Source organism: Olsenella uli (assembly GCF_016900775.1).
GTDB classification, from domain to species: domain Bacteria; phylum Actinomycetota; class Coriobacteriia; order Coriobacteriales; family Atopobiaceae; genus Thermophilibacter; species Thermophilibacter uli_A.
Genome location: NZ_JACJKN010000018.1, coordinates 17,392 through 36,183, shown reverse-complemented (window position 1 = coordinate 36,183; position 18,792 = coordinate 17,392). Strand labels below are relative to the sequence as shown.

Genomic DNA, 18,792 nt, shown 5'->3' with positions numbered 1-18,792 from the left:
GGCGCGCCCTCTGCCGGACGTTCTTCTCGCCATCTGCGACGATGCGGGAGAGCCCGCGCAGAGGGCGCGCTTTTGTCCCTATGGCCCGGGTGCATACCGCGTTGCCACGACGCAGGGGCGCGCGCTCGTGTACGCTTCCGGTAATCGGCTGCGGAGAGGAGGCGGCATGATTCCCACGGCGTCGCAGGCGGCGGAGCGGGACTTCCGCGAGCGCGGGCTCACCGAGCGCGAGGCCGAGGCGGCGCGCTCGGCGCTCGCCGGCATGACGGCCGCGGCCGCGGCGCTTGAGATGGGCATCGGCGCCTCCACCGTAGGGAGCCTCTGCCAGCGCGCGTACCAGAAGCTCGGCGTCAGCGGCGCCGCCGGCCTCGTTAGCAAATACGCTGAGAAAAGCGCCGACAAGGACGCGGGCGAGAAGGACTGGCGGCCCGCGCTCCGTGCCCGCGGGCTCTCCGAGACGCAGGCCTCCGTACTCTCGCTCGCCTGCTCCGGGCGCTCCACCGCGCAGATCGCCGGCAAGCTCCACCTGGCGGAGGGAACCGTGCGCGCCGCCCGCGCGACGGGCTACCGCATGCTCGGCGTGCACTCCCGCGAGGAGCTCGCCGCCCTCCTCGAGCGCGAGGCCGCGGCCCCGCGCCGCCGGCGCGCCGCGCGCCTCGCGGCCGCGTGCCTGGCGGCGGCGATGGTCGTCGCCGTGGCGGTGGCGGCAGCGGCGTACCTCGGCTCGCGGCCGCCTGCCGTGGTGGAGACCGAGTTCGGCGAGATGCCCAACGTCGTTGGCATGGACCCCCAGAGCGCATGGGAGGCGCTCGTCGCCGAGGGCTACTTCCCCGTCATCCAGGAGTCGCGCTCCACCGAGAGCCCCGGGACGGTGGTGGACGTCGACGTGCAGGCGCTTCCCGAGAACATGGGCATCTCGATGCCCCTCGACCCAAGCGGCGCCATTCACGCCGAGCTCAACAAGGCGTCGTGGAAGGCAAAGGCGATTGTGAGCGTCTCGGGCCTGCGGCAGATTCCCCAGGTCACCCTCAACTGCTCCGAGCGCGATGCCCGGGAGCTGCTTGAGGGGACGGGCTTCTCGAACGTAGAGGTCACGTATCAAGGAGACGTTGACCCGAGCGACAATCGGGTCATCCTCGCGCAGTCTCCCTCCGGATCCTGGGCGTCTCCCAACGAGCCGGTGGAGCTTACCGTCACGAGCGACGTCATGGTGCCCGACGTGCTCTTCATGACGCCGGTTGAGGCCTCGAGCGAAATCTTCTTCGCCGGGCTCACTCCCGACCCCTACGTTACGGGATGGAGCTTCAACTTGGACGGCGAGGGCACGCCCGTCGCAATCGCCACCGACCCGATGTGTGGTGAGACCGCACGTGCGGGAGACACAGTGCACATCATCTTCGACCGCCCGCTGGAAGAGTAGTCCCATCCCCCGATGTGAAGCCCCAAGGAGACCCCATGTTCCCCTCCAGCCTCTCGCCAGAGACATGCCCCAACCCGCTTGAGCTCGTGTCGAGCTTCTTTGACGTTGTCGTAGTCCTCTCTCCCTTCTACGGCCTGCCCCTCCTCGTGGCCGTGCTCCTGTGGGAGCGCTCCGCCCGCAAGAGCCATCCGGGAGTCAACCGGCTCGTGCGGGACGCCTCCTTCGTCAACCTCATCCTGGCCCCGCTCGCGTTTGGCGTGACGTACGGAATCGCGCACGCGCTCTCTTGGAGCTATCAGGCGCCCTTCTGGCTTGGAATCGGCTTCTGCGGGCTCTGGGCGGCGAGCCTCGTCCTCTTCTTCATCGACCAGCTGCGACTCGACCCGGCGGTGCGGGAGACGCACCGCGACATGCTCCCCGGCTTCTTCGGTGCCGTCTGGGCACTCCCACTGCTTATTGTTGTACTCTTTATGCTCAGAATCATGTAGGGGACGGAGGTTCTGATGAGGCTCCTCAAGACTGCGCTCGCCTGCGCCACGCTCGCCACCTCGCTGCTGCTCGTGGGATGCGGCGGGGCCCCAGCGACAGAGCCCGACCCCGCCCCGGAGGAGCCGCCTGCCGAGACGGTCGTTGAGGACGAGGACGCGCAGCCCGACGGCGAGGCCATCGTGGAGGAGATCCTCAGCAGAAACGATGACGAGCCCAAGGACGTGGAGCCCGACGAGGACGTCATGGCCTCGATGACGTGCGTGCCGCTGACGCCGGAGCAGCTCGAGTCCCTCACCCTCCGCTTTGGCATCTTCGACCGGGACGTCTCCGTGGACGTCACCGAGAAGGATGGCGCGACGTGGAAGGTCGTCGCCCTGCAGCAGACCGCCGCGGACGGGACGCTCACGCGGCTCGCCTACCTCACCGACGCCGTCGACCTCGGCTGGGGCGAGGGCGAGACGTGGATCGAGCTTGAGAGCGACAACCCCTGGCGCAACGTCGACTGGGACGACGAGCTGCTCGTGCGCGGCCAGTCCGCCCTCACACTCGCGCAGGAGTGGCTCTCCGAGGGGGCGTAGGCCCGCTCGCACGACCTCAGAACGACCTAACCGGCGAGCATTTCCGTTTCTAGGTGTTTTTCAGCAGGACCGAATCTATCGCCTGAATAGTCACCTCATCTACCTGCTCATTTGTGACAACGGGAATCACCGATACTCTGTGATCACCCGAAAAAACACCTAGAAACGGCACGGAGCCCGAGCGGAAACGCGCTCGGGCCCCGTAATGTAGCGAAGCTCGGCAACCCCGCACCCGGATGCCGGCGCTCAAGGCCTACTCGCCCGCTGACGCGCCGCCCTCGGCGCCGGCGCCACCGCGCCCACGCCCCCCGCGACGGCGACGGCGACGCGGCTTGGAGGCGTCATCGGCCCCCTGCGGACGCGCGGCCTGCGGCCCGTGCTCGCCGGCCTTGCCCTGCTGCTGGGCGCGCTTCTTGCGCGAGGGCTGCATGCCGCGCGGCTGCGCGCCCTTCTCGGCCTGGCCGCCCTTGTCGCCGGGCCGGCGGGTGCGCTTGACGGGCTGCTGCCCACTGGCGGCGCCCGCCTCCGCGGCGCCCTCCGCAGCCTGGTGGTGACGACGACGGCGCGCGGGCGCAGAGCCCGCCCCCGCCTCGGGCGCCATGTGCGCGGGCGCCGGGGCGGCCGCTCCCCCGCCATCACCCGGGCGGCGCTTGCGGCGCCTGCGCGCGGGCGCCTCGTCGCCGGAGGGCGTGCCGGCCTCGCGCCGCGCGTTCTTCTCGCCCTGTGGGCCCTTCTCACCGGCCGGGGCCCCGTTGGAGGGGCGACGGCGCTTGCGCTTGGGCTCCACGAAGATGTCCGAGGCATCCGGCCCCTGCTCGGGCAGCACGCCCATCTTGCGGTCCAGCTCGGCGAGGGCCATCTGCACGTCCGGGGACTCCAGGCGGTCCAGAACCTCGCGCGTGACGGTGTCCGGGCGGCACGGGCAGCCGAGCTCCTCGCTCTTCTTGTGCGCGGCCTCGGAGGCGGTCATGTCCGCAAGCGCCACGCGAATCTGCTTTCCGCTCTCAAGGCGCAGGACGATCTGCTCCTTGGGCGTGTCGTACTCCACGATCTTGCCCTTACCGAGCGGCGTGTCGATCACGGCGTTGCGCTTGGGTGCGCGGCCCTTGAAGTCGCGGTAGGCCTCGAACTCGTAGCGCAGGCAACACATGAGCCGCCCGCACGCGCCGGAGATCTTGGTGGAGTTGAGCGGGAGGTCCTGCTCCTTGGCCATGCGGATGGAGACCGGGTCGAAGCCCGTGGCAAAGCGGCGGCAGCAGAGCTCCTGGCCACAGTGGCCGTAGCCGCCCACGATGGCGGCCTCCTCGCGCACGCCGATCTGGCGCATGTCAATGCGGACGTGGAACTCGCGCGAGAGGTCGCGCACGAGCTGGCGAAAGTCCACGCGCTCCTCGGCGGCGAAGTAGCAGACGGCCTTCTCGCCGTCGAAGAGGTACTCCACGCCCACGGGCTTCATGTCCAGCCCCGACTCCTTGACGTGCCGGCGGAAGGCGGGCATGGAGTCCTCGCCGCGATGGGCCAGGCGCTCGGCGCGCGCGAGGTCGTCCTCGGTGGCGATACGCACCACGTCGCGCAGGGTGGCGTGGCCGATGGTGCCGGCGAGCTCCTCCTCGCTCACCTCGCGGGCGTCCGCGGTGGCAAGGCCGATCTCGCGGCCGCGCTCGGTCTGGCAGATGACGTGGTCGCCCTCCTGGGCGCCGGTGCCCGCCGGGCTGAACCAGAAGTCGCGGGCGGCATAGGTGAACTTCACCGGGATGACGGTGGGCATGCGAGTGCCTCCTTGACGGAAAGCAGCATGACCTCGAGGGTCAGCTGCGGCGATACGTTGTGGGCGAGGTCGTCCGCAGCGCGCGCCACGGCCCCGAGCGCCCTGAGCGCGCCGGCGGTGTCGCAGCCGGCGGCGATGCGGTCCACGGTGGCGGCCGCGTCCTCGTTGACGATGGGCTGGCCGACCCCCTCGCAGCGGACGAGCACGTCGCGCAGGACGGACTCGGCCGCGGTCAGGGCCTCCATCATACCCGAACGCTCCCGCGCGGTGAGCTCGCGCTTGTTGGCGTCCTCCACCTGCTTGAGGGCGGCGGCGGTGAGGAAGTCCTGGCTCTCCTGCAGGGCGGCCTCCTGGGCCTCCTTGACGTCGGCGAGCGGCACGGCCACGGCGGCCACGAGCTCGCGCGCGGCCAGGAGCACGTCCCACGAGTCGTCGCGGGCGAGCGCGTCGAGCGTGCCCACCACAAGGCGGCGCACCTGGCGGCGGCCCGTCGACTGCAGAAACTCCGTCGCGCGCGCGGGCGTGCCCGCCACGGCGAGGGCCACGCGCGCCTCCTCCCGCGTGGCGGCGCAGGAGCGCATGACGGCGTCCACGCCCTCGTCCAGCGAGACCGCGCGGAAGGGCACCTGCTGGCAGCGGGAGACGATGGTGGGCAGCATTGAGGCCGTGGTGCGGGCGCAGAGGATGAACATCACGCCCTCGGGCGGTTCCTCGAGGGTCTTGAGCAGGGCGTTTGCCGCCGTGCCGCGCAGGAGCTCGGCGCGCTCGAGCACGTAGACCTTGGTGCGGGCGCGCACGGGGGCGAGGCTCGCGTCCTCGATGACCTCGCGAACCTGGGCCACGAGGTAGCCCGTGGCGCTCCCCGGCCTGAGCCAGCGGACGTCCGGGTGCGTGCGATGGCGCACGCGGCGGCACTCGTCGCAGGTGGCGTCCCCGCCGTGGGGGCAGACCACGCACTCGGCGAGCGCCTCGGCCGCCTCGTGCTTGCCGGAGCCGGGCGCGCCCACGAAGAGGTAGGCGTGGGAGAGGCGGCCCTCCGCCACCGCGGTGGCAAGGAGGTCGCGCACGCGCGGCTGGTCGGCGAGGGCGTCGAGCGCGGCGGGGACGGCCGGGGCACCGGCGCTGGCGGTGCTCTGGGCGGCGCTCACAGCAGGTCCCCCAGCGCGGCGGCCAGGCGGGCCGTGACCGCGTCCTTCTCACCCGCGGCATCCACCACGCGCACGCGGGCCGGCTCCTCGGCCGCAAGGCGCAGGTAGGCCGCGCGGACGCGCTCCTGGAAGGCAAGCCCCTCGGCCTCCATGCGGTCGGCGCCGCCGGCCGTGGCGCGCGCGTAGCCGATCGCGGGATCAAGGTCGAGCACGAGCGTGCGGTCGGGCACGCGCCCGCAGCTGCCGAGGACGTTGGACTGGCGGACGAGCGTCTCGTCCAGCCCGCGGCCGCCGGCCTGGTAGGCATAGGTGGAGTCGTAGTAGCGGTCGCACAGGACGACGGCACCGCGCGCGAGGGCCGGCTCGATCACCTGGCGCGTGAGCTGCGCGCGGCTGGCCTCGTAGAGCAGAAGCTCCGCCTCCGGCACCATCTCCGCGTTGGCCGAATCCAGAAGGAGCGCGCGGATCTTCTCGGAGATGGGGGTGCCGCCCGGCTCGCGCAGGCGCACGACCTCGCGCCCGCGGGCGAGAAGAACCTCCGCCAGCAGCTCGGCCTGCGTCGACTTTCCGCAGCCGTCAGCCCCCTCGAGCGTGATGAAGATGCCGCGCGCCATGTGCCCCCTCCGTGGGTCCGTAGTCTTTCCATGGTAGCGCGTCCGGGCATGCCCCGCCCCGGCCCGCGAGAAAACCACGGTGCCAGGGCGGGCCGCCCTTCTCGCCGGTTCTTCTCGCCGCGCGCCGAGGCGAGCCGAGAGGGGCCCGATGATCTGTGGCGCCGCGCCTAGCGGATGAAGTTCGTCCGCACGCCGGGCTCGCTCGCCGGCGCGGGGACGCCCGCCGCGCGGCCGGCCTCGATGCACCCGAGCAGCCACGCCATGTTGCGCCCGAGCTGGCGCATGGTCCAGAGGCCCTCGGCGTCCTGCGCGGCCTCCTCGGCGCTGTTGCCGTGGACCATGTTCCAGTAGCGGCTGCTCACGATGGGCATCTGCGAGATGGTGAAGAACTTCTCGATGTCCGCGAGCGCCGTGGTGGTGCCGGCGCGCCTAGCCGAGGTCACGGCCGCGGCCGGCTTGTGGGCAAACGCCGCGCCCGCCGAGTAGAAGAGCCGGTCCATGAAGCCGAGCAGCGACGCCCCGGCGTGCGCGTAGTGCGTTGGCGCGCCGAAGACAAAGCCGTCGGCGTCCGCGGCCTTGGCCGCAAACTCGTTGACGCCGCCGTCCTCGAAGGCGCAGCGGCCGAGCTTCCCGCACGCGCCGCAGGCCGCGCACCCGCCCACCGGGCGCGGGCCAATCCAGAAGATCTCCGTCTCTACGCCCTCGGCCTCGAGCGCGCCCGCCACCTCCTGGAGCGCGCGGTCCGTGCAGCCGTGCTCGTGCGGACTTCCGTTGACCAGCAGTACCTTCATGGCGTCCCCTCTCGTCGCGTTTGGTCACCGAAGAGCATACCGCGCCGCAGCGCCCGGGCGCGCGGTCATGACAAACGCCCCTGACACCTTTGTCAGGTTAGGAGCTTGTTCACGCGGCGGTCGTAGGTGAGAAGGCCGTTGGTCTCCTCCTCCACGTCGCTGAGCTGGGTGTAGACGTAGCCGGCGAGGCCCTCGGCCTCGAGCGCGTCCGCCCGGGCGAGAAGCCCGCGGACCTCGCGCGCAAAGTCGGCGGCCCCGGAGGCCGCCTCGTAGCCGTAGGACGTCCCGAGCGAGACGTGCCCGGGGACGGCCCAGCTCACGCCGCCGAACTCGGAGATCACGAAGGCGCGCCGCGGCCGGGCGCGGTCGGGCCAGACCTCGAGCGGGCGGAAGTAGTTGTGCACGCTGAAGAGGTCGCCGCAGGCGCGGTCGTACCAGCCGCTCGTGGCGCTCACGGGGCGCGTGGGGTCGAGCGCGCGCACGGCGTCGCACGCGGCGCGCGCGTCAAACTGGCCCCAGCCCTCGTTGAAGAGCGTCCAGCCAATCACGCTGGGGTACCCCGCGAGCAGGCCCACCGTGCCGGCGCAGGTCTCGCGCCACTCACGGCGGTAGGCCGGGTCTGCCGCGGAGAGCCTCCGGCGGGCGCGCGGGCCCTCGTCGGTGCGGCGCGTCCAGCTCGCGCGCAGGAGCGTGGGCACGTAGCTCGTGTGAAGCGCGCTGTAGGGGCCGCCGCCGGAGACCATGTCCTGCCAGACGAGCATGCCCTCCCGGTCGCACAGGGCGTAGAAGCGCGGCTGCTCGACCTTGATGTGCATGCGCAGCAGGTTGAAGCCCAGCTCGCACGCCGCGCGGACGTCATGGGCGAGCGCCGCCTCCGAGGGCGGCGTCATGAGGCCGTCCGGCCACCAGCCCTGGTCGAGCACGCCGCGCAGGAAGAGGGGCTCGCCGTTGAGGTGCACACGGGGGACGCCGCGCGCGTCCGGGCGCACCTCCACCGTGCGGAAGGCGCAGTAGCTGCGGACGCGGTCGGCGCCAAAGGCGAGCTCGATGTCATAGAGATGCGGGTCGGCCGGGCTCCAGAGGCGCGGCGCGGGGACGTCGAGGGCAAGCTCGCAGCGGCCCTCGCGCACCGGCGCCGAGCCGCGGGCCACCTCCGAGCCCCCGTCCAGGACGCGGGCCGTCACCGTCCCCTCCCCCGCCACGCCGACGGCGAGCAGGACCCGCCCCTCGGCGGGGCGCGCCTCGGCGGCGAGCGACGTCACGCGCGCGGCGGGCACGACCTCGTACCAGGCATCGCGCCAGATGCCGCTCTGGGCCGTGTACCAGATGCCGCCCCGCGCAAGGCGCTGCTTGCCGCGGAGCTGCGTGCCGGCATCGGACGGGTCGTGGACGCACACGGCGAGCCCGTTCTTCTCGCCGGGACGCAGCGCGTCCGTGACGTCTGCGGAGAAGGGCAGGTAGCCGCCCGTGTGCTCGGCCACGCGGACGCCGTTCACGTAGACCGCGCAGGCCCAGTCGACGGCGTCGAGGTGCAGGACGAGGCGCTCTCCCGGGCCAAGCGCCGGCGCCTCGAGGGGGCGGCGGTACCAGAGGAGCTCGTCCGGGCGGAGCTGGCGGCCCATGCCGGAGAGCGGCGCCTCGGGCGAGAAGGGCACGCGGACCGGCTCCCAGGGCCCGTCCGGGACAGGGGCGGTCCGCCAGGCCGTGGCGGCGTCCGGCGCGGGGGCGAAGGCGCACTCCCAGATGCCGTTGAGGGAGGTCCAGGCGCCCCGGGCCAGAAGCGGCCGGGGGTGGGACGGCGGATCGAGGTCCTTCTCGCCCGCCGGGACCGCGCGGCCCGCCGCGATCTTCTCGCCCCACGGGGTCCAGAGCGGCGTGAGCTCCACGTTCTCCGGCGGCTTGGGCTTGCTCTTGAGCACGCGCCTCAGGTCCAGCATCTCGTCCTCCCGCCGCGGCGTCCAACATGGCCCGATTGTCGCACATACCCCGGCGCCTCGGGGCGCAGGGGGCGGCGGACAGCCGCGCGCGTCCCGCTATTGGGTGGCATCCTTGATGCTGAGGCCGCACTCCCGGGCCGCACTCCATTTGCCCGAGGCCCTGACCTGCACTTTCTCTGCCCGCATTCTCCCGCGAGGCCATCGAGTGCGGGCTCAACATCAAACCATATGCCCAATCGCGGGCGATTCCGGAGGGGGCGAGAAGAACGCGGGGCCGAACGCGCCGCAAAAAACGCGGGGCCGAGAAGGACCTCGACCCCGTGCTCGCTAGGACTTCTTTCGGGACCCGCGGGCGCCCCCAGCACGACGGCCGCCGCGCCGCGGCGACGCGGCCTTCTTCTCGCGCCCCGGGCAGTCCATGTTGGGGCAGAGCTTCCACGGCCCGCGCGCGGTGGTCACCACCACGAGCGGCGCTCCGCAGTCCGGGCAGGTCTCGCCGGTGGCCTCGAGCGCGCCGCGGGCGGGCAGCGGGTAGCTGGTCCCGCACTCGTCGTAGTTGGTGCAGCGGATGAAGCGCTTGCCGCTCTTCTCGGACTTGTGGGCCACGAGGCGCCCCTCGCGCCCGGCCGCGGCGCACGCGGGGCACGCCCCCACGTCGACGTCGGGCTCGCGGTTGGTGGCGCAGGCCGGGTTCACGCAGACCTCGTAGGCGCGGCTGCGGAACGGCTGCACCTTCACGCGCGGCGCGCCGCACTCCGGGCAGACCGCGGCCTCGCCCTCGAGGGCGATGATCTTGCCCTGCGGGAGCGGGTAGGTGACGTCGCAGTCCGGCCAGCCCATGCAGCCCACGAAGCTGCCGCGCGTCTTGGCCGAGCTCTTGACCACGAGGTCCTTGCCGCACTTGGGGCAGACGCCGATCTTGGCGTCCGCGGTCACGGCGTCGGCGATCTGCTCGGAGAGGTCGTCGGTGTGCTCCACGAGGGCGTCCATGAGGCCGGCGAGCAGCGCCCGCGAGTGGTTCACGACCTGCTCCTGCGTCTGGGCACCGTCGGCCACCTTGGTCATGTCGTCCTCGAGCTCGGCCGTCATGTCCGGGCTGGTGATGCGCGGCGCGTACTGGGTCAGCGCGTCGATGATGGCCATGCCGAGCTGGCTCGGCTCCACCGGGTCGCCGCGGAAGTACTTGCGCTCGTAGAGGGTGTCGATGATGCTCGCGCGCGTGGACTTGGTGCCGAGGCCGCGCTTCTCCATCTCCTGGATGAGCTTGCCCTGGCTGTAGCGCGCGGGCGGCTCGGTCTGCTTGGCCAGGAGCTCCATCTGGGAGACGCCCACCACGTCGCCCTCGGCAAGGGCCGGGAGCTGGTCGTCCTTCTTGAGGCCGTAGGGGTAGATCGCGCGGAAGCCGGGGCTCGCGAGCACGGAGCCCGAGACCGTGAAGGGCTCGCCCGCGACGTCGATCGAGACCTTGGTCCCCTCAATCGTGGCCGGGCCCATGAGCGTGGCCAGGAAGCGCCGCGCGATGAGGTTGTAGAGCTTCCACGCGGCGGGCTGGAGCGCGTCCGGCGAGGCGGCCGCCGTGGGGTAGATTGGCGGGTGGTCGGTGGTCTCCTGCTTGCCGCGCGTGGCGGTGAGCTTGCCCTGGGAGAGCAGCGCCTGGCAGGTGCCGGCGTACTGCGGGACCTTGGAGAGCGTACGCACGCAGTCGCGCAGGTCGAGCGAGGAGGGGTAGACCGTGTTGTCCACACGCGGGTAGGAGATGAGGCCGTCCATGTAGAGGCTCTCGGCGAGGCGCATCGTGCGCGCCGGGCTGATGCCCTCGGCCGCGGCGGCGGCCTGGAGCGAGGTGGTGTTGAACGGCGCGGGCGGGCGCTGCGTGCGGCTCTTGCGCTCGACGGCCGTGACGCGGCCCTCGGTGGCGTCCGCCACGTGTCCGTACGCGGCGTCGGCAGCGTCCTTCTCCCAGAAGCGGCCGGTCGCGTGCGCGATGCGGAAGTCCGCGCCGTCCTTCTCGCCCTGGCCCTGGATGACCCAGTAGTCCTCCGGCTTGAAGGCAAGCCGCTCGCGCTCGCGCTCCACCACGAGGGCGAGCGTGGGCGTCTGGACGCGGCCGGCCGAGCGCACGTTGCCAAGGCCGCTCCAGCGCGCCGCCGTGAGGTAGCGGGTGAGGACGGCGCCCCAGATGAGGTCGATGTACTGGCGGGACTCGCCGGCGTCGGCAAGGTCCTGGTCGAGGCTCACGAGGTTGGCGAAGGCGTGGTCGATCTCGGCCTTGGTGAAGGCGGAGTAGCGGGCGCGCGAGACGGGCACGTCGGGCGCGACCTCGCGGATCTGGCGCAGGGCGTCTGAGCCGATGAGCTCGCCCTCGCGGTCGAAGTCCGTGCCAATGACCACGCTGTCAGCCTTCTTGGCGAGGTTCTTGAGGGCGCGGATGATCTCCTTCTCGGCCGGGAGCTTCTCGATGGGCGCCCACACCAGGTACGGCAGGCTGGCGATCTTCCAGCCCTTGAGGTCCACGCCGTCCGCGAGGAAGGGCTTGCGGCGGGACTTGTACGGCGGGCGCGCCAGGCCGTCCGGAACGTCGGCGGGAATGAGCTCGCCGTCGGCCGTGAGGCCCTGCCAGCCGTTCTTGTCGTCGAAGGTCAGCTGCACCGGGAAGTCCACCTTCAGGATGTGCCCGCGCAGGCCGATGGTCACGCAGTCCTCCCCGCCCATGCGGAAGCGGTAGACCGGGGTGTTGTAGACCTTGTCGGCCGTGGGCTTGCCCGACTCGGAGAGCAGGCGGGCGATCTGCTGGGCGGCGTCGTTCTTCTCGGTGACGATGAGCTTCAAGGGCATTCCTTACTGCTTGTCAAACTCGTGCTGCTCGTAGTCCTCGCGGCTCCACTTGAGGGCCTCCTTGCCGTCGCGCGCCACGATGATGAAGCGCGCCACGGCGAGCGCGACCTCGTAGAGGCCGATGAGGGCGGCGAACATGAGAATCATGGTCATGGGCGAGGCGTCCGGCGTGACCACGGCGGAGAGCACCATGAGGCCCACGTACACGAAGCGCCACTGCGCGCGGAACGTCTTGTACGGCACGAGGTGGAAGACGGAGAGGTAGAAGATCACCAGCGGCAGCTGGAAGGCGATGCCAAAGCCGATCTCCAGCAGCATGTAGATGTCCAGGTAGTCCTCCGCGTTGGGCATGATGGCGCCGATCTCGAAGGACTGGTCGAGCAGCCAGCCAAAGGCCGCCGGCTGGATGACAAAGAAGCAGAAGATCATGCCCAGGAAGAAGAGCGCCACCATGGCGGCGACGGTCGGCACGACCCACTTGCGCTCCTTGGGCTTGAGCGCCGGCAGGAAGAAGGCCATGATCTCCCAGATGATGATCGGGCAGCAGATGATCACCGAGAAGAACAGGGCGACCTTGAAGCGGATGGTGAAGCCGCCGAGCACCGAGATGACCACGAGCTCCTGCCCGCGCATGGCGGACTCGATCTGGCCCATCATGAGCTCGATCAGCGTGGGCGTGGCCATGTAGACGATGAGCGCGCAGACGATGACCGCGACCACGATGATCGTGACGCGGCGCCTCAGTTCGCCCAGATGATCCATGATGGGCATGCGTGCGGGACCGATCGGCATCGCTTACGCCTCCTTCTCGTTGGTCGTCGTGGCGGGGCCGGCGCTGACGCCGAGCCCTCCCTCGACCGCTCCACGCTCGTCGCTTCGCTCCTCGCTCGCTTCGCGAGTCGCGTCGAGGGAGGGCTCGGCGTCAGCGCCGGCGGGCTCCGCGGGACGAGAAGGACGGTGCATGGCGTAGAGGTCGGCTGCCGACGGCTTGCTGGGGGCAGAGGCCGGGGTCGCGGGCTCCTTTGCGGCAGAGCCGGCGGGGGCGACGGCATCGTCGCCCGTCTCCTCCGCCGCTGCGGCCGCGGCGTCCTTCTCGGCCTGCTCGCGGGCGGCCTTCTCGGCGGCGAGGCGCTTCTTGCGCTCGGCGAAGGTCTCCGTGCGGCGCGGCGCGGGGGCCTCCTCGCCCTCGGGGGTCTCGATGTCGGCGTCCTCCTCGAGCTCGGCCGCACGGTTGCGGTTGGGCTTCTTGGGTGTGTCGCTGATGGCCTCCGCGGCCGGGTCCACGATGTTGGTCTGGACGACCTCGGTGAAGCCCTCCTGGGCGTTCCTGAACTGGCGCAGCGCGCGCCCGAGCGTCCTGCCCATGCCCGGGAGCTTGTCCGGGCCGAAGATCATGAACGCGAAGAGGACTATGAGGAGGAGCTCGCCTTCTCCGATGCCTAACACGCTTGGTTCCTTTCCCTCTGGGGCCCGCCGCGGGCCTACGCCTCGCGGATGTTGAGGTCGGCGCCCACGCCCAGAAGGCCGAGCACGCGGGCCACGTTCCTCTGCGGGCGGGCGACCTCCAGCCGGACGTTCTTCTCGCCCGCACGATGGGCCGCGCCCACGAGGACGCCGATGCCGGTAGAGTCGATGTACGGCACGCGCGAGAGGTCGACGACGACCTGCGCCGTCCCCGCCTCGAGCCGCGCGTCGATGGCGTCGCGCAGCTGGTCTGCGTTGGAGACGTCCACCTCGCCGTCCACGAGGACGACGCTCTCGGAGACGCCCGCCTCCGTGACGGTGTTGGTGACGGTTATCGAAAGGCTCATGTCTTCTCCTTGTCTGGCCCGGACTAGAGGCCCGTGCCGGTGGCGCCCGTGAGGTCGTCGCCGATGTTGCCGGTGCTCGAGGTGATGTCACCGGTGCCGAGCGACTCCTGGGCCTCTGCGTCGGCCTCGGCCTGGGCGATGGCGTCGAGGCGCTGCTCGGCGAAGGACTTGGCGCTGTAGTCGTCATTCGGGTCGAGCTCGGCCGCCTTCTGGTAGGCGGACTTGGCGTTGTCGGTGTCCCCGCGGACCTCGTAGAGCATGCCGAGGTTGGCCCAGGCGGGCGCGTAGTCCGGCGAGCTCTGGGTGATCTGCTCGAGGTCGTTGAGCGCGGTCGTGGTGTCGCCCTCGTAGTAGAAGCACAGGGCGCGGTCCACGCGCGCGGCGTCCGAGTCCTCGAGCGCGAGGTACTTGTCGTAGTACTCCACGGCCTTGCCGAGGAGCTCGTTGGCGTGCGAGGTCTCGGAGTCGATCTGGGCGAGCTGGGCCACGCTCGCGCCCCACGAGAAGTAGTAGCGGCCGAGCGCGAGCAGCGACGCCGTGTCCTCGGCGTTCTCGGCGACCTTGGCCTCGAGGTCGGAGATGACGGGCTGGTAGTCCTCGTCGAGCGACTCGATGGTCACGTCCTCCTGGCTCTGCCCCTCGGCCTGCGTCTGCTGGCCCTGGAAGACCGAGGCGAGCGCGCCCGCCAGCGTGGAGAGCGCGAAGACGCAGATGAAAAGGACGATGACGACCTTCTGGAAGCGAGAGAGCTCGCCCGGCTTGCGCTCGCGCTTCTTGGAGCCCCGCTTGGAGCCCTCCTGCTTGCCTGCCTTGGCCACCGTCTTTCCTGCCATCCTGTCGACACCCTTCCCCGCTCGGTCCGCGCGGGCGTCACGCCCGCAAATTGCTAGCATATGCCACGCGACACCGCGTCGGCGCAGCATGACGCACGCGCGGCGATAATAACAGAACTTTGCCAAGAGTTTCGCCGGGCACGGCGCCGCCCGCCCCCGGACTCAGGCGGGCGTCTTGGAGCGTCCCTCGAAAATAATCCGCCCTGTGGCACTTCTGCTCGCGAGCCAACTGGGAAAACGTCAGACGGGCGTCCCACAGGGCGGATTAATTTTGGGCACCTAGCCGCGCTCGGCGCGCGCGAGGCGCGCGGACACCAGCTTGACCGCCACGACGAAAACGTCGAGCGCCTGACCGAGCTCCTCGAGCGAGGGGTAGGTGGGCGCGATGCGGATGTTGGTGTCGCGCGGGTCGGCTCCGTAGGGCCAGGGGGCGCCGGCGGGCGTGAGCGTGACGCCGAGCTCCTTGGCGAGCGAGACAATGGCCTTGGCCGAGCCCTCCGGCCCCTCGAAGGAGACGAAGTAGCCGCCCTTGGGGTGGGTCCACGTGGCGCAGTCCAGCTCGCCGAGGCCCGCCGAGAGCTTCTCCTCCACGAGGGCGAAGCGCGGGGCCACGAGCGCGGCGTGCTTCTTCATGTGCTCGGCCACGCCGGCGGCGTCCTTCAGGAAGCGGACGTGCGCGAGCTGGGAGATCTTCTCCGGCGAGACGCGCATCGCGGCGAAGGCGCGGCGCAGCTCCGCCATGTCGGCCGGGCTCGCGGTGACCCACGCCATGCCGGAGCTGGGGAAGGTCACCTTGGCCGTGGAGGCGAACTCGTAGACGAGGTTCTTCTCGCCGCCCTGCTCGGCCAGGGCGTCAAAGATGTTGAGGAGCTCGTCGCCCTCGCCCTCGAAGGTGTGGACGGCGTAGGCGTTGTCCCAGAAGATGCGGAAGTCGGGCGCGGCGGGCTTGAGCGTCGCGAAGGCGCGCACCACGTCGTCGGAGTAGGTGACGCCCGTGGGGTTGGCGTACTTGGGCACGCACCAGATGCCCTTGACCGTGGCGTCCTTCTCAACGTACTCGCGGACCACGTCCATGTCCGGGCCGTCCTCGCGCATGGGAACGGGCACGTTCTTGATGCCAAAGCTCTCCGTCACGGTGAAGTGGCGGTCGTAGCCGGGCGCGGGGCAGAGGAACTTGACCTCGCCCTGCTGGCACCAGGGCGCGTTGCCGCCGATGCCGTGGACGTAGCCGTGCTCCACGCAGTCGTACATGATGTTGAGGCTCGAGGAGCCCATGACGGAGACGTTGGCGGCGTCCACGCCAAGGAGCTCCGCCGCGAGCGCGCGGGCGGAGGGCAGGCCGTCGGGCGCGCCGTAGTTGTCGGCGTCCACGCCCTGGTCGGAGAGGTCGCTCTCGCTGGTGAGCAGGTCGAGCATGGGCTTGGAGAGCGCGGTCTGCTCGGGGCTCGGCTTGCCGCGGGCCATGTCGAGCTTGAGGTTGAGGGCGCGCAGGTCGTCCGCCTGGCGCTCGAGCTCCGCGACGGCGGCGTCGAGCTGGGCGTCGGTCATGTTCTGATACGCGTTGGGCATGGTTCCTCCTCTGTAGGGTCCAGTGAGAGTATAGATGCAAAACGCGCGCGGGCTGCTACCATGTTCCCCACGAAAAGGAACGCTTACAGGGAGGACGCCATGTTCGAGGTGCGGTCGGAGGACTACGGCGAGCTGCAGCGGCTCGTGGACGCGCTCTTTGCGCCCGGCGTCTCGGCGCGCGCCACGGTCTCCAAGATAGACATCCTCGTGCGCGCGGACGCCTTCGACCTGAACGACGACCTCATCGAGGTGGTGGAGCTCCTCCCCTCCGGCAGCTTCACCCGCACCCGCCTCTGCGACCAGATCAACTCCATCCTCTCCGGCCACGGCTGGGGCGCCTACTACGGGACGGTAGAGTAGCCCCGGGGGCCGGCGGGCGGGGGCATGGCTGGGCGCCCGCATCCCTATGCGCTGTCAAAAACGGGGTTGGGGCAATTCTCACCGAAGAGACGTTGCCGGATTGGGGGTTGTGGCAGTTTTTGCGCTGCCACAACCCCCAATCCGGCAACGGGCCAAGAAGAACGCCCAGTTGACGCCGTGGCGCGGCTGCCATAACCCCAACAAACGCAACGTCCCTCAGACCTCACGCGCCCGCACAGCCGGCAGTTTCCTGCGGTTGGCGACATTCGCCCCGCACACGCGAGCGCCCCCGTTCTTCTCGCCCGGCGATTTCTGCGCGCAGCGCAGTGAGCCGGAGAGAAGAACGGGGGCGCCCCCAGGTGCGTATGGGAGAGCGCCTACTCCTCCTCGAGGGCGGCGGCGATCTCGTCGGTCACGTTCATGGTGTGATAGACGTTCTGGACGTCCTCCAGCTCGTCGAGGCGGTCGACGAGGCGCTGGACCTTCTTGGCGTCGGCCACGGAGACGTCGGTCGGGGTGGTGGGGACCATGGTGAGCTCGGAGCCCTTGACCTCGATGCCCTGCTCCTCGAGGCCCTTCTGGACGTCCTGCATCTTGTCGTAGGCGGTCCAGACGATCCACTCCTCGCCGGCGTCCTCGTAGTCCTCGCCGCCGGCCTCGGCCACGGCCATCATGAACTCGTCCTCGTCGACGGCGTTCTCCTTGTCGGCGACCTTCTTGTCCTCGGACTTGATGACCTTCTCCACGGCGATGGAGCCCTTGCGCTCAAACTGGAACGCGACGGAGCCGGAGGTGCCGAGCGAGCCGCCGGAGTGCGAGAACGCGGAGCGCACGTCGGCCGCGGTGCGGTTCTTGTTGTCGGTCAGGCAGTCAACGTAGACGGCCACGCCCGCGGGGCCGTAGCCCTCGTAGGTGATCTCGGAGTAGTTGGCGGCGTCCGCGCCGGAGCCGAAGGCCTTGTCGATGGCGGCCTTGATCTTGGCGTTGGGCATGGAGACCATGCGGGCGCGGGCAACGGCGGCGGCGAGCGTCGCGTTGTTGTCCGGGTTGGGGTCGCCGCCGAGCTTGGCCGCAACGGTGATGTTGCGGGAGAGCTTGGAGAAGAGCGACGAGCGCTTGGCGTCGATAGCGGCCTTCTTGTGCTTGGTGGTTGCCCACTTAGAGTGTCCGGACATGCACATCTCCTTCTTGCCCCGCGGACGGCTGCCCCCGCGCGCGGAACCCTCGACAGTGATTCACGGCATGAAACGTGCCCACGATAGCGGAGACGGCGTGAGTTGTAAAGGGGCGCGATCCCACTTGGCGCGAGCACGCCTCTGCGCACGGCTCTTCACGCCAAGGTCGCGACTCCGTGCGCGGAGGCATGCTCGCCGGGATCGCGCGGGGCAACGATGGGCGAGAAGAACGCCGGGCCGTCAGAGGTCGTACTTCGCCACCACGCGGCGGATCGCCCTCCCCCACGACAGCCAGATCGCAGCGAGAAACGCGACCGTCGCCACGCCGTGCGTGACGTCGAGCGGCAGGCTGGCCACGCAGGCCGCAAGCGCTGCCGGCCAGGTGAGGGGCTGGACGTAGCCAAGCACGTGATATCCGTTCAGGATGAGGCCATAGACCAGTCCCGAGAGAAGGCCCCAGCCGTACAGCACGGCATCGTGCGCGAGCAGGCCCCTCTCGCCGAGGACGCCCCCGATGTAGCCAACGAGGCCCCACGCATACATCTGCCAGGGCGTCCACGGGCCCTGTCCGAAGAAGAAGTTGGAGAGCAGCGCGGCGAGCGCGCCGACCACAAAGCCGCTCCTGCGACCGAGCGCGGCCCCGGCCACGATGGCGACGGCCGAGACGGGCTTGACGTCGGGAAGCGGGGCAAAGAGCACGCGTCCCGCCGCGGCGAGCGCGGCGAGGACGGCCGTGGGCATGAGCTGGCGCAGCGGCGGGCGCGACGCCTCGAAGCCCGCGAGCGCCACCGCCAGGGCGGCGGCCGCCACGAGCAGCGTGAGGCCCGCCGTCGCGCGCACCCCCGCCGCCGCAAGCGCCACGAGCGCCGCGGGGACGGCCGCGAGGGCGAGCGCCTCGGCGACCGCAGGGAGCCGGTGGGCGGGCGTGGCTGTCTGCTTTCCTTCCATCATGGGTATCAGTGTGCCATAGGCACCCGCCGGGAGGGCGCCCGCGAGCGAGGAGGCACCATGCTGTACATCGGGAACTTCAGCTACAACGACGACGCCGACAGCAAGGACAACTACTGCCTCATGCCCTGCGTCGTCGAGGCAGCGAGCGCCGACGAGGCTATGGAGAAGTTCGCCACGCACTTCCACGAGGTCCGCAAGAACTCCGACCTGCTCGACGGGGCGCACGAGATCTATCTTGACTCCCTTGCCGAGCTCGAGGCCGCGCCCGCGGAGCCCGTGATCTGCCAGTGGCAGAAGATCGTACCGGCGATGGACGGACTGTGCAGCGTCACGAGCGCGCTGCCCGTCGTGGACGAGGAGAGCGACTTCGCGAACGCCTATGCCTGGGGCGACGACGAGGACGAGCACGACCACGAGCACGACGGCGACCACGACGACGTCTCCTTCGAGGACATCGACGAGGACGACCTCGTGGAGAGCGACCCGTTCCTGCTGTTCTAGGGCGAGCCGAGC

General features: G+C 70.5%; 18 protein-coding genes. 5 read left to right on the top strand and 13 right to left on the bottom strand.

The window, feature by feature from the left end; genetic code table 11:
* Positions 1–166 precede the first annotated feature (166 nt).
* Genes H6A23_RS09935 through H6A23_RS09925 form a run of 3 tightly spaced genes read left to right on the top strand, consistent with a single transcriptional unit; the run spans position 167 to position 2,487 of the window.
* Positions 167–1,420 carry a LuxR C-terminal-related transcriptional regulator gene (locus H6A23_RS09935; protein ID WP_204832019.1) on the top strand — a complete coding sequence of 418 codons (1,254 nt, stop codon included), beginning with the start codon at positions 167–169 and terminating at the stop codon, positions 1,418–1,420.
* A 35-nt stretch (positions 1,421–1,455) separates the two neighbouring features.
* Positions 1,456–1,908 (top strand): hypothetical protein, encoded by a 453-nt coding sequence (locus H6A23_RS09930; protein WP_204832018.1) that lies wholly within the window; start codon positions 1,456–1,458, stop codon positions 1,906–1,908.
* A gap of 15 nt (positions 1,909–1,923) precedes the next feature.
* Entirely contained in the window at positions 1,924–2,487 is a 564-nt protein-coding gene (locus H6A23_RS09925; protein WP_204832017.1) for a hypothetical protein, read from the top strand.
* A gap of 253 nt (positions 2,488–2,740) precedes the next feature.
* Here H6A23_RS09925 and H6A23_RS09920 read toward each other — a convergent pair whose 3' ends face one another.
* The 11 genes from H6A23_RS09920 to H6A23_RS09870 form a co-directional block, all read right to left on the bottom strand.
* Positions 2,741–4,255, bottom strand: coding sequence for a PSP1 domain-containing protein (locus H6A23_RS09920; protein ID WP_204832016.1), 1,515 nt, complete (start codon positions 4,253–4,255; stop codon positions 2,741–2,743).
* Positions 4,234–5,403 carry an ATP-binding protein gene (locus tag H6A23_RS09915; RefSeq protein ID WP_353653057.1) on the bottom strand — a complete coding sequence of 390 codons (1,170 nt, stop codon included), beginning with the start codon at positions 5,401–5,403 and terminating at the stop codon, positions 4,234–4,236. Before H6A23_RS09915 ends, H6A23_RS09920 begins: the two co-directional genes overlap by 22 nt.
* Entirely contained in the window at positions 5,400–6,017 is a 618-nt protein-coding gene (tmk, locus tag H6A23_RS09910) for a dTMP kinase (protein WP_204832015.1), read from the bottom strand. The genes H6A23_RS09915 and tmk overlap by 4 nt, the downstream gene beginning before the upstream one ends.
* A 167-nt stretch (positions 6,018–6,184) precedes the next feature.
* Positions 6,185–6,808, bottom strand: coding sequence for a flavodoxin family protein (locus tag H6A23_RS09905; RefSeq protein WP_204832014.1), 624 nt, complete (start codon positions 6,806–6,808; stop codon positions 6,185–6,187).
* Between the two features lie 92 nt (positions 6,809–6,900).
* The gene (locus tag H6A23_RS09900; RefSeq protein ID WP_204832013.1) at positions 6,901–8,745 is read right to left on the bottom strand and encodes a glycoside hydrolase family 2 protein; all 1,845 of its coding nucleotides are present in this window, start codon (positions 8,743–8,745) and stop codon (positions 6,901–6,903) included.
* Positions 8,746–9,072: 327 nt separating this feature from the next.
* Positions 9,073–11,574, bottom strand: coding sequence for a DNA topoisomerase I (locus tag H6A23_RS09895; RefSeq protein WP_204832012.1), 2,502 nt, complete (start codon positions 11,572–11,574; stop codon positions 9,073–9,075).
* A gap of 9 nt (positions 11,575–11,583) precedes the next feature.
* On the bottom strand, positions 11,584–12,372 hold the full coding sequence (gene tatC, locus H6A23_RS09890) for a twin-arginine translocase subunit TatC (RefSeq protein WP_204832011.1): 789 nt from the start codon (positions 12,370–12,372) through the stop codon (positions 11,584–11,586).
* 3 nt (positions 12,373–12,375) lie between these two features.
* On the bottom strand, positions 12,376–13,026 hold the full coding sequence (locus H6A23_RS09885; protein WP_204832010.1) for a Sec-independent protein translocase subunit TatA/TatB: 651 nt from the start codon (positions 13,024–13,026) through the stop codon (positions 12,376–12,378).
* A 35-nt stretch (positions 13,027–13,061) separates the two neighbouring features.
* Positions 13,062–13,391, bottom strand: a complete 330-nt coding sequence (locus H6A23_RS09880) for an STAS domain-containing protein (protein ID WP_204832009.1) — start codon at positions 13,389–13,391, stop codon at positions 13,062–13,064.
* A gap of 23 nt (positions 13,392–13,414) precedes the next feature.
* Positions 13,415–14,224 carry a tetratricopeptide repeat protein gene (locus H6A23_RS09875; protein WP_204832008.1) on the bottom strand — a complete coding sequence of 270 codons (810 nt, stop codon included), beginning with the start codon at positions 14,222–14,224 and terminating at the stop codon, positions 13,415–13,417.
* Between the two features lie 279 nt (positions 14,225–14,503).
* The gene (locus H6A23_RS09870; protein WP_204832007.1) at positions 14,504–15,793 is read right to left on the bottom strand and encodes an aminotransferase class I/II-fold pyridoxal phosphate-dependent enzyme; all 1,290 of its coding nucleotides are present in this window, start codon (positions 15,791–15,793) and stop codon (positions 14,504–14,506) included.
* A 99-nt stretch (positions 15,794–15,892) separates the two neighbouring features.
* Here H6A23_RS09870 and H6A23_RS09865 point away from each other — a divergent pair, with 99 nt between their 5' ends.
* The gene (locus tag H6A23_RS09865) at positions 15,893–16,153 is read left to right on the top strand and encodes a hypothetical protein (RefSeq protein ID WP_204832006.1); all 261 of its coding nucleotides are present in this window, start codon (positions 15,893–15,895) and stop codon (positions 16,151–16,153) included.
* Between the two features lie 377 nt (positions 16,154–16,530).
* Here H6A23_RS09865 and H6A23_RS09860 read toward each other — a convergent pair whose 3' ends face one another.
* Positions 16,531–17,328, bottom strand: coding sequence for a YebC/PmpR family DNA-binding transcriptional regulator (locus H6A23_RS09860; RefSeq protein WP_204832005.1), 798 nt, complete (start codon positions 17,326–17,328; stop codon positions 16,531–16,533).
* 240 nt (positions 17,329–17,568) lie between these two features.
* On the bottom strand, positions 17,569–18,276 hold the full coding sequence (locus tag H6A23_RS09855; RefSeq protein WP_204832004.1) for an ECF transporter S component: 708 nt from the start codon (positions 18,274–18,276) through the stop codon (positions 17,569–17,571).
* Positions 18,277–18,336: 60 nt separating this feature from the next.
* Between H6A23_RS09855 and H6A23_RS09850 the strand changes: the two genes are divergently transcribed.
* A complete protein-coding gene (locus H6A23_RS09850) occupies positions 18,337–18,780 on the top strand; it encodes a hypothetical protein (protein ID WP_204832003.1) in 444 nt (147 codons plus the stop codon).
* Positions 18,781–18,792: the final 12 nt, after the last annotated feature.

Excerpts from the sequence above, each read along its gene's own strand:
- H6A23_RS09935 (WP_204832019.1), top strand. The coding sequence starts at position 167 with ATGATTCCCACGGCGTCGCAGGCGGCGGAGCGGGACTTCCGCGAGCGC.
- H6A23_RS09930 (WP_204832018.1), top strand. The coding sequence starts at position 1,456 with ATGTTCCCCTCCAGCCTCTCGCCAGAGACATGCCCCAACCCGCTTGAG.
- H6A23_RS09925 (WP_204832017.1), top strand. The coding sequence starts at position 1,924 with ATGAGGCTCCTCAAGACTGCGCTCGCCTGCGCCACGCTCGCCACCTCG.
- H6A23_RS09920 (WP_204832016.1), bottom strand. The coding sequence starts at position 4,255 with ATGCCCACCGTCATCCCGGTGAAGTTCACCTATGCCGCCCGCGACTTC.
- tmk (WP_204832015.1), bottom strand. The coding sequence starts at position 6,017 with ATGGCGCGCGGCATCTTCATCACGCTCGAGGGGGCTGACGGCTGCGGA.
- H6A23_RS09905 (WP_204832014.1), bottom strand. The coding sequence starts at position 6,808 with ATGAAGGTACTGCTGGTCAACGGAAGTCCGCACGAGCACGGCTGCACG.
- H6A23_RS09900 (WP_204832013.1), bottom strand. The coding sequence starts at position 8,745 with ATGCTGGACCTGAGGCGCGTGCTCAAGAGCAAGCCCAAGCCGCCGGAG.
- tatC (WP_204832011.1), bottom strand. The coding sequence starts at position 12,372 with ATGCCGATCGGTCCCGCACGCATGCCCATCATGGATCATCTGGGCGAA.
- H6A23_RS09880 (WP_204832009.1), bottom strand. The coding sequence starts at position 13,391 with ATGAGCCTTTCGATAACCGTCACCAACACCGTCACGGAGGCGGGCGTC.
- H6A23_RS09875 (WP_204832008.1), bottom strand. The coding sequence starts at position 14,224 with ATGGCAGGAAAGACGGTGGCCAAGGCAGGCAAGCAGGAGGGCTCCAAG.
- H6A23_RS09870 (WP_204832007.1), bottom strand. The coding sequence starts at position 15,793 with ATGCCCAACGCGTATCAGAACATGACCGACGCCCAGCTCGACGCCGCC.
- H6A23_RS09865 (WP_204832006.1), top strand. The coding sequence starts at position 15,893 with ATGTTCGAGGTGCGGTCGGAGGACTACGGCGAGCTGCAGCGGCTCGTG.
- H6A23_RS09860 (WP_204832005.1), bottom strand. The coding sequence starts at position 17,328 with ATGTCCGGACACTCTAAGTGGGCAACCACCAAGCACAAGAAGGCCGCT.
- H6A23_RS09855 (WP_204832004.1), bottom strand. The coding sequence starts at position 18,276 with ATGGAAGGAAAGCAGACAGCCACGCCCGCCCACCGGCTCCCTGCGGTC.
- H6A23_RS09850 (WP_204832003.1), top strand. The coding sequence starts at position 18,337 with ATGCTGTACATCGGGAACTTCAGCTACAACGACGACGCCGACAGCAAG.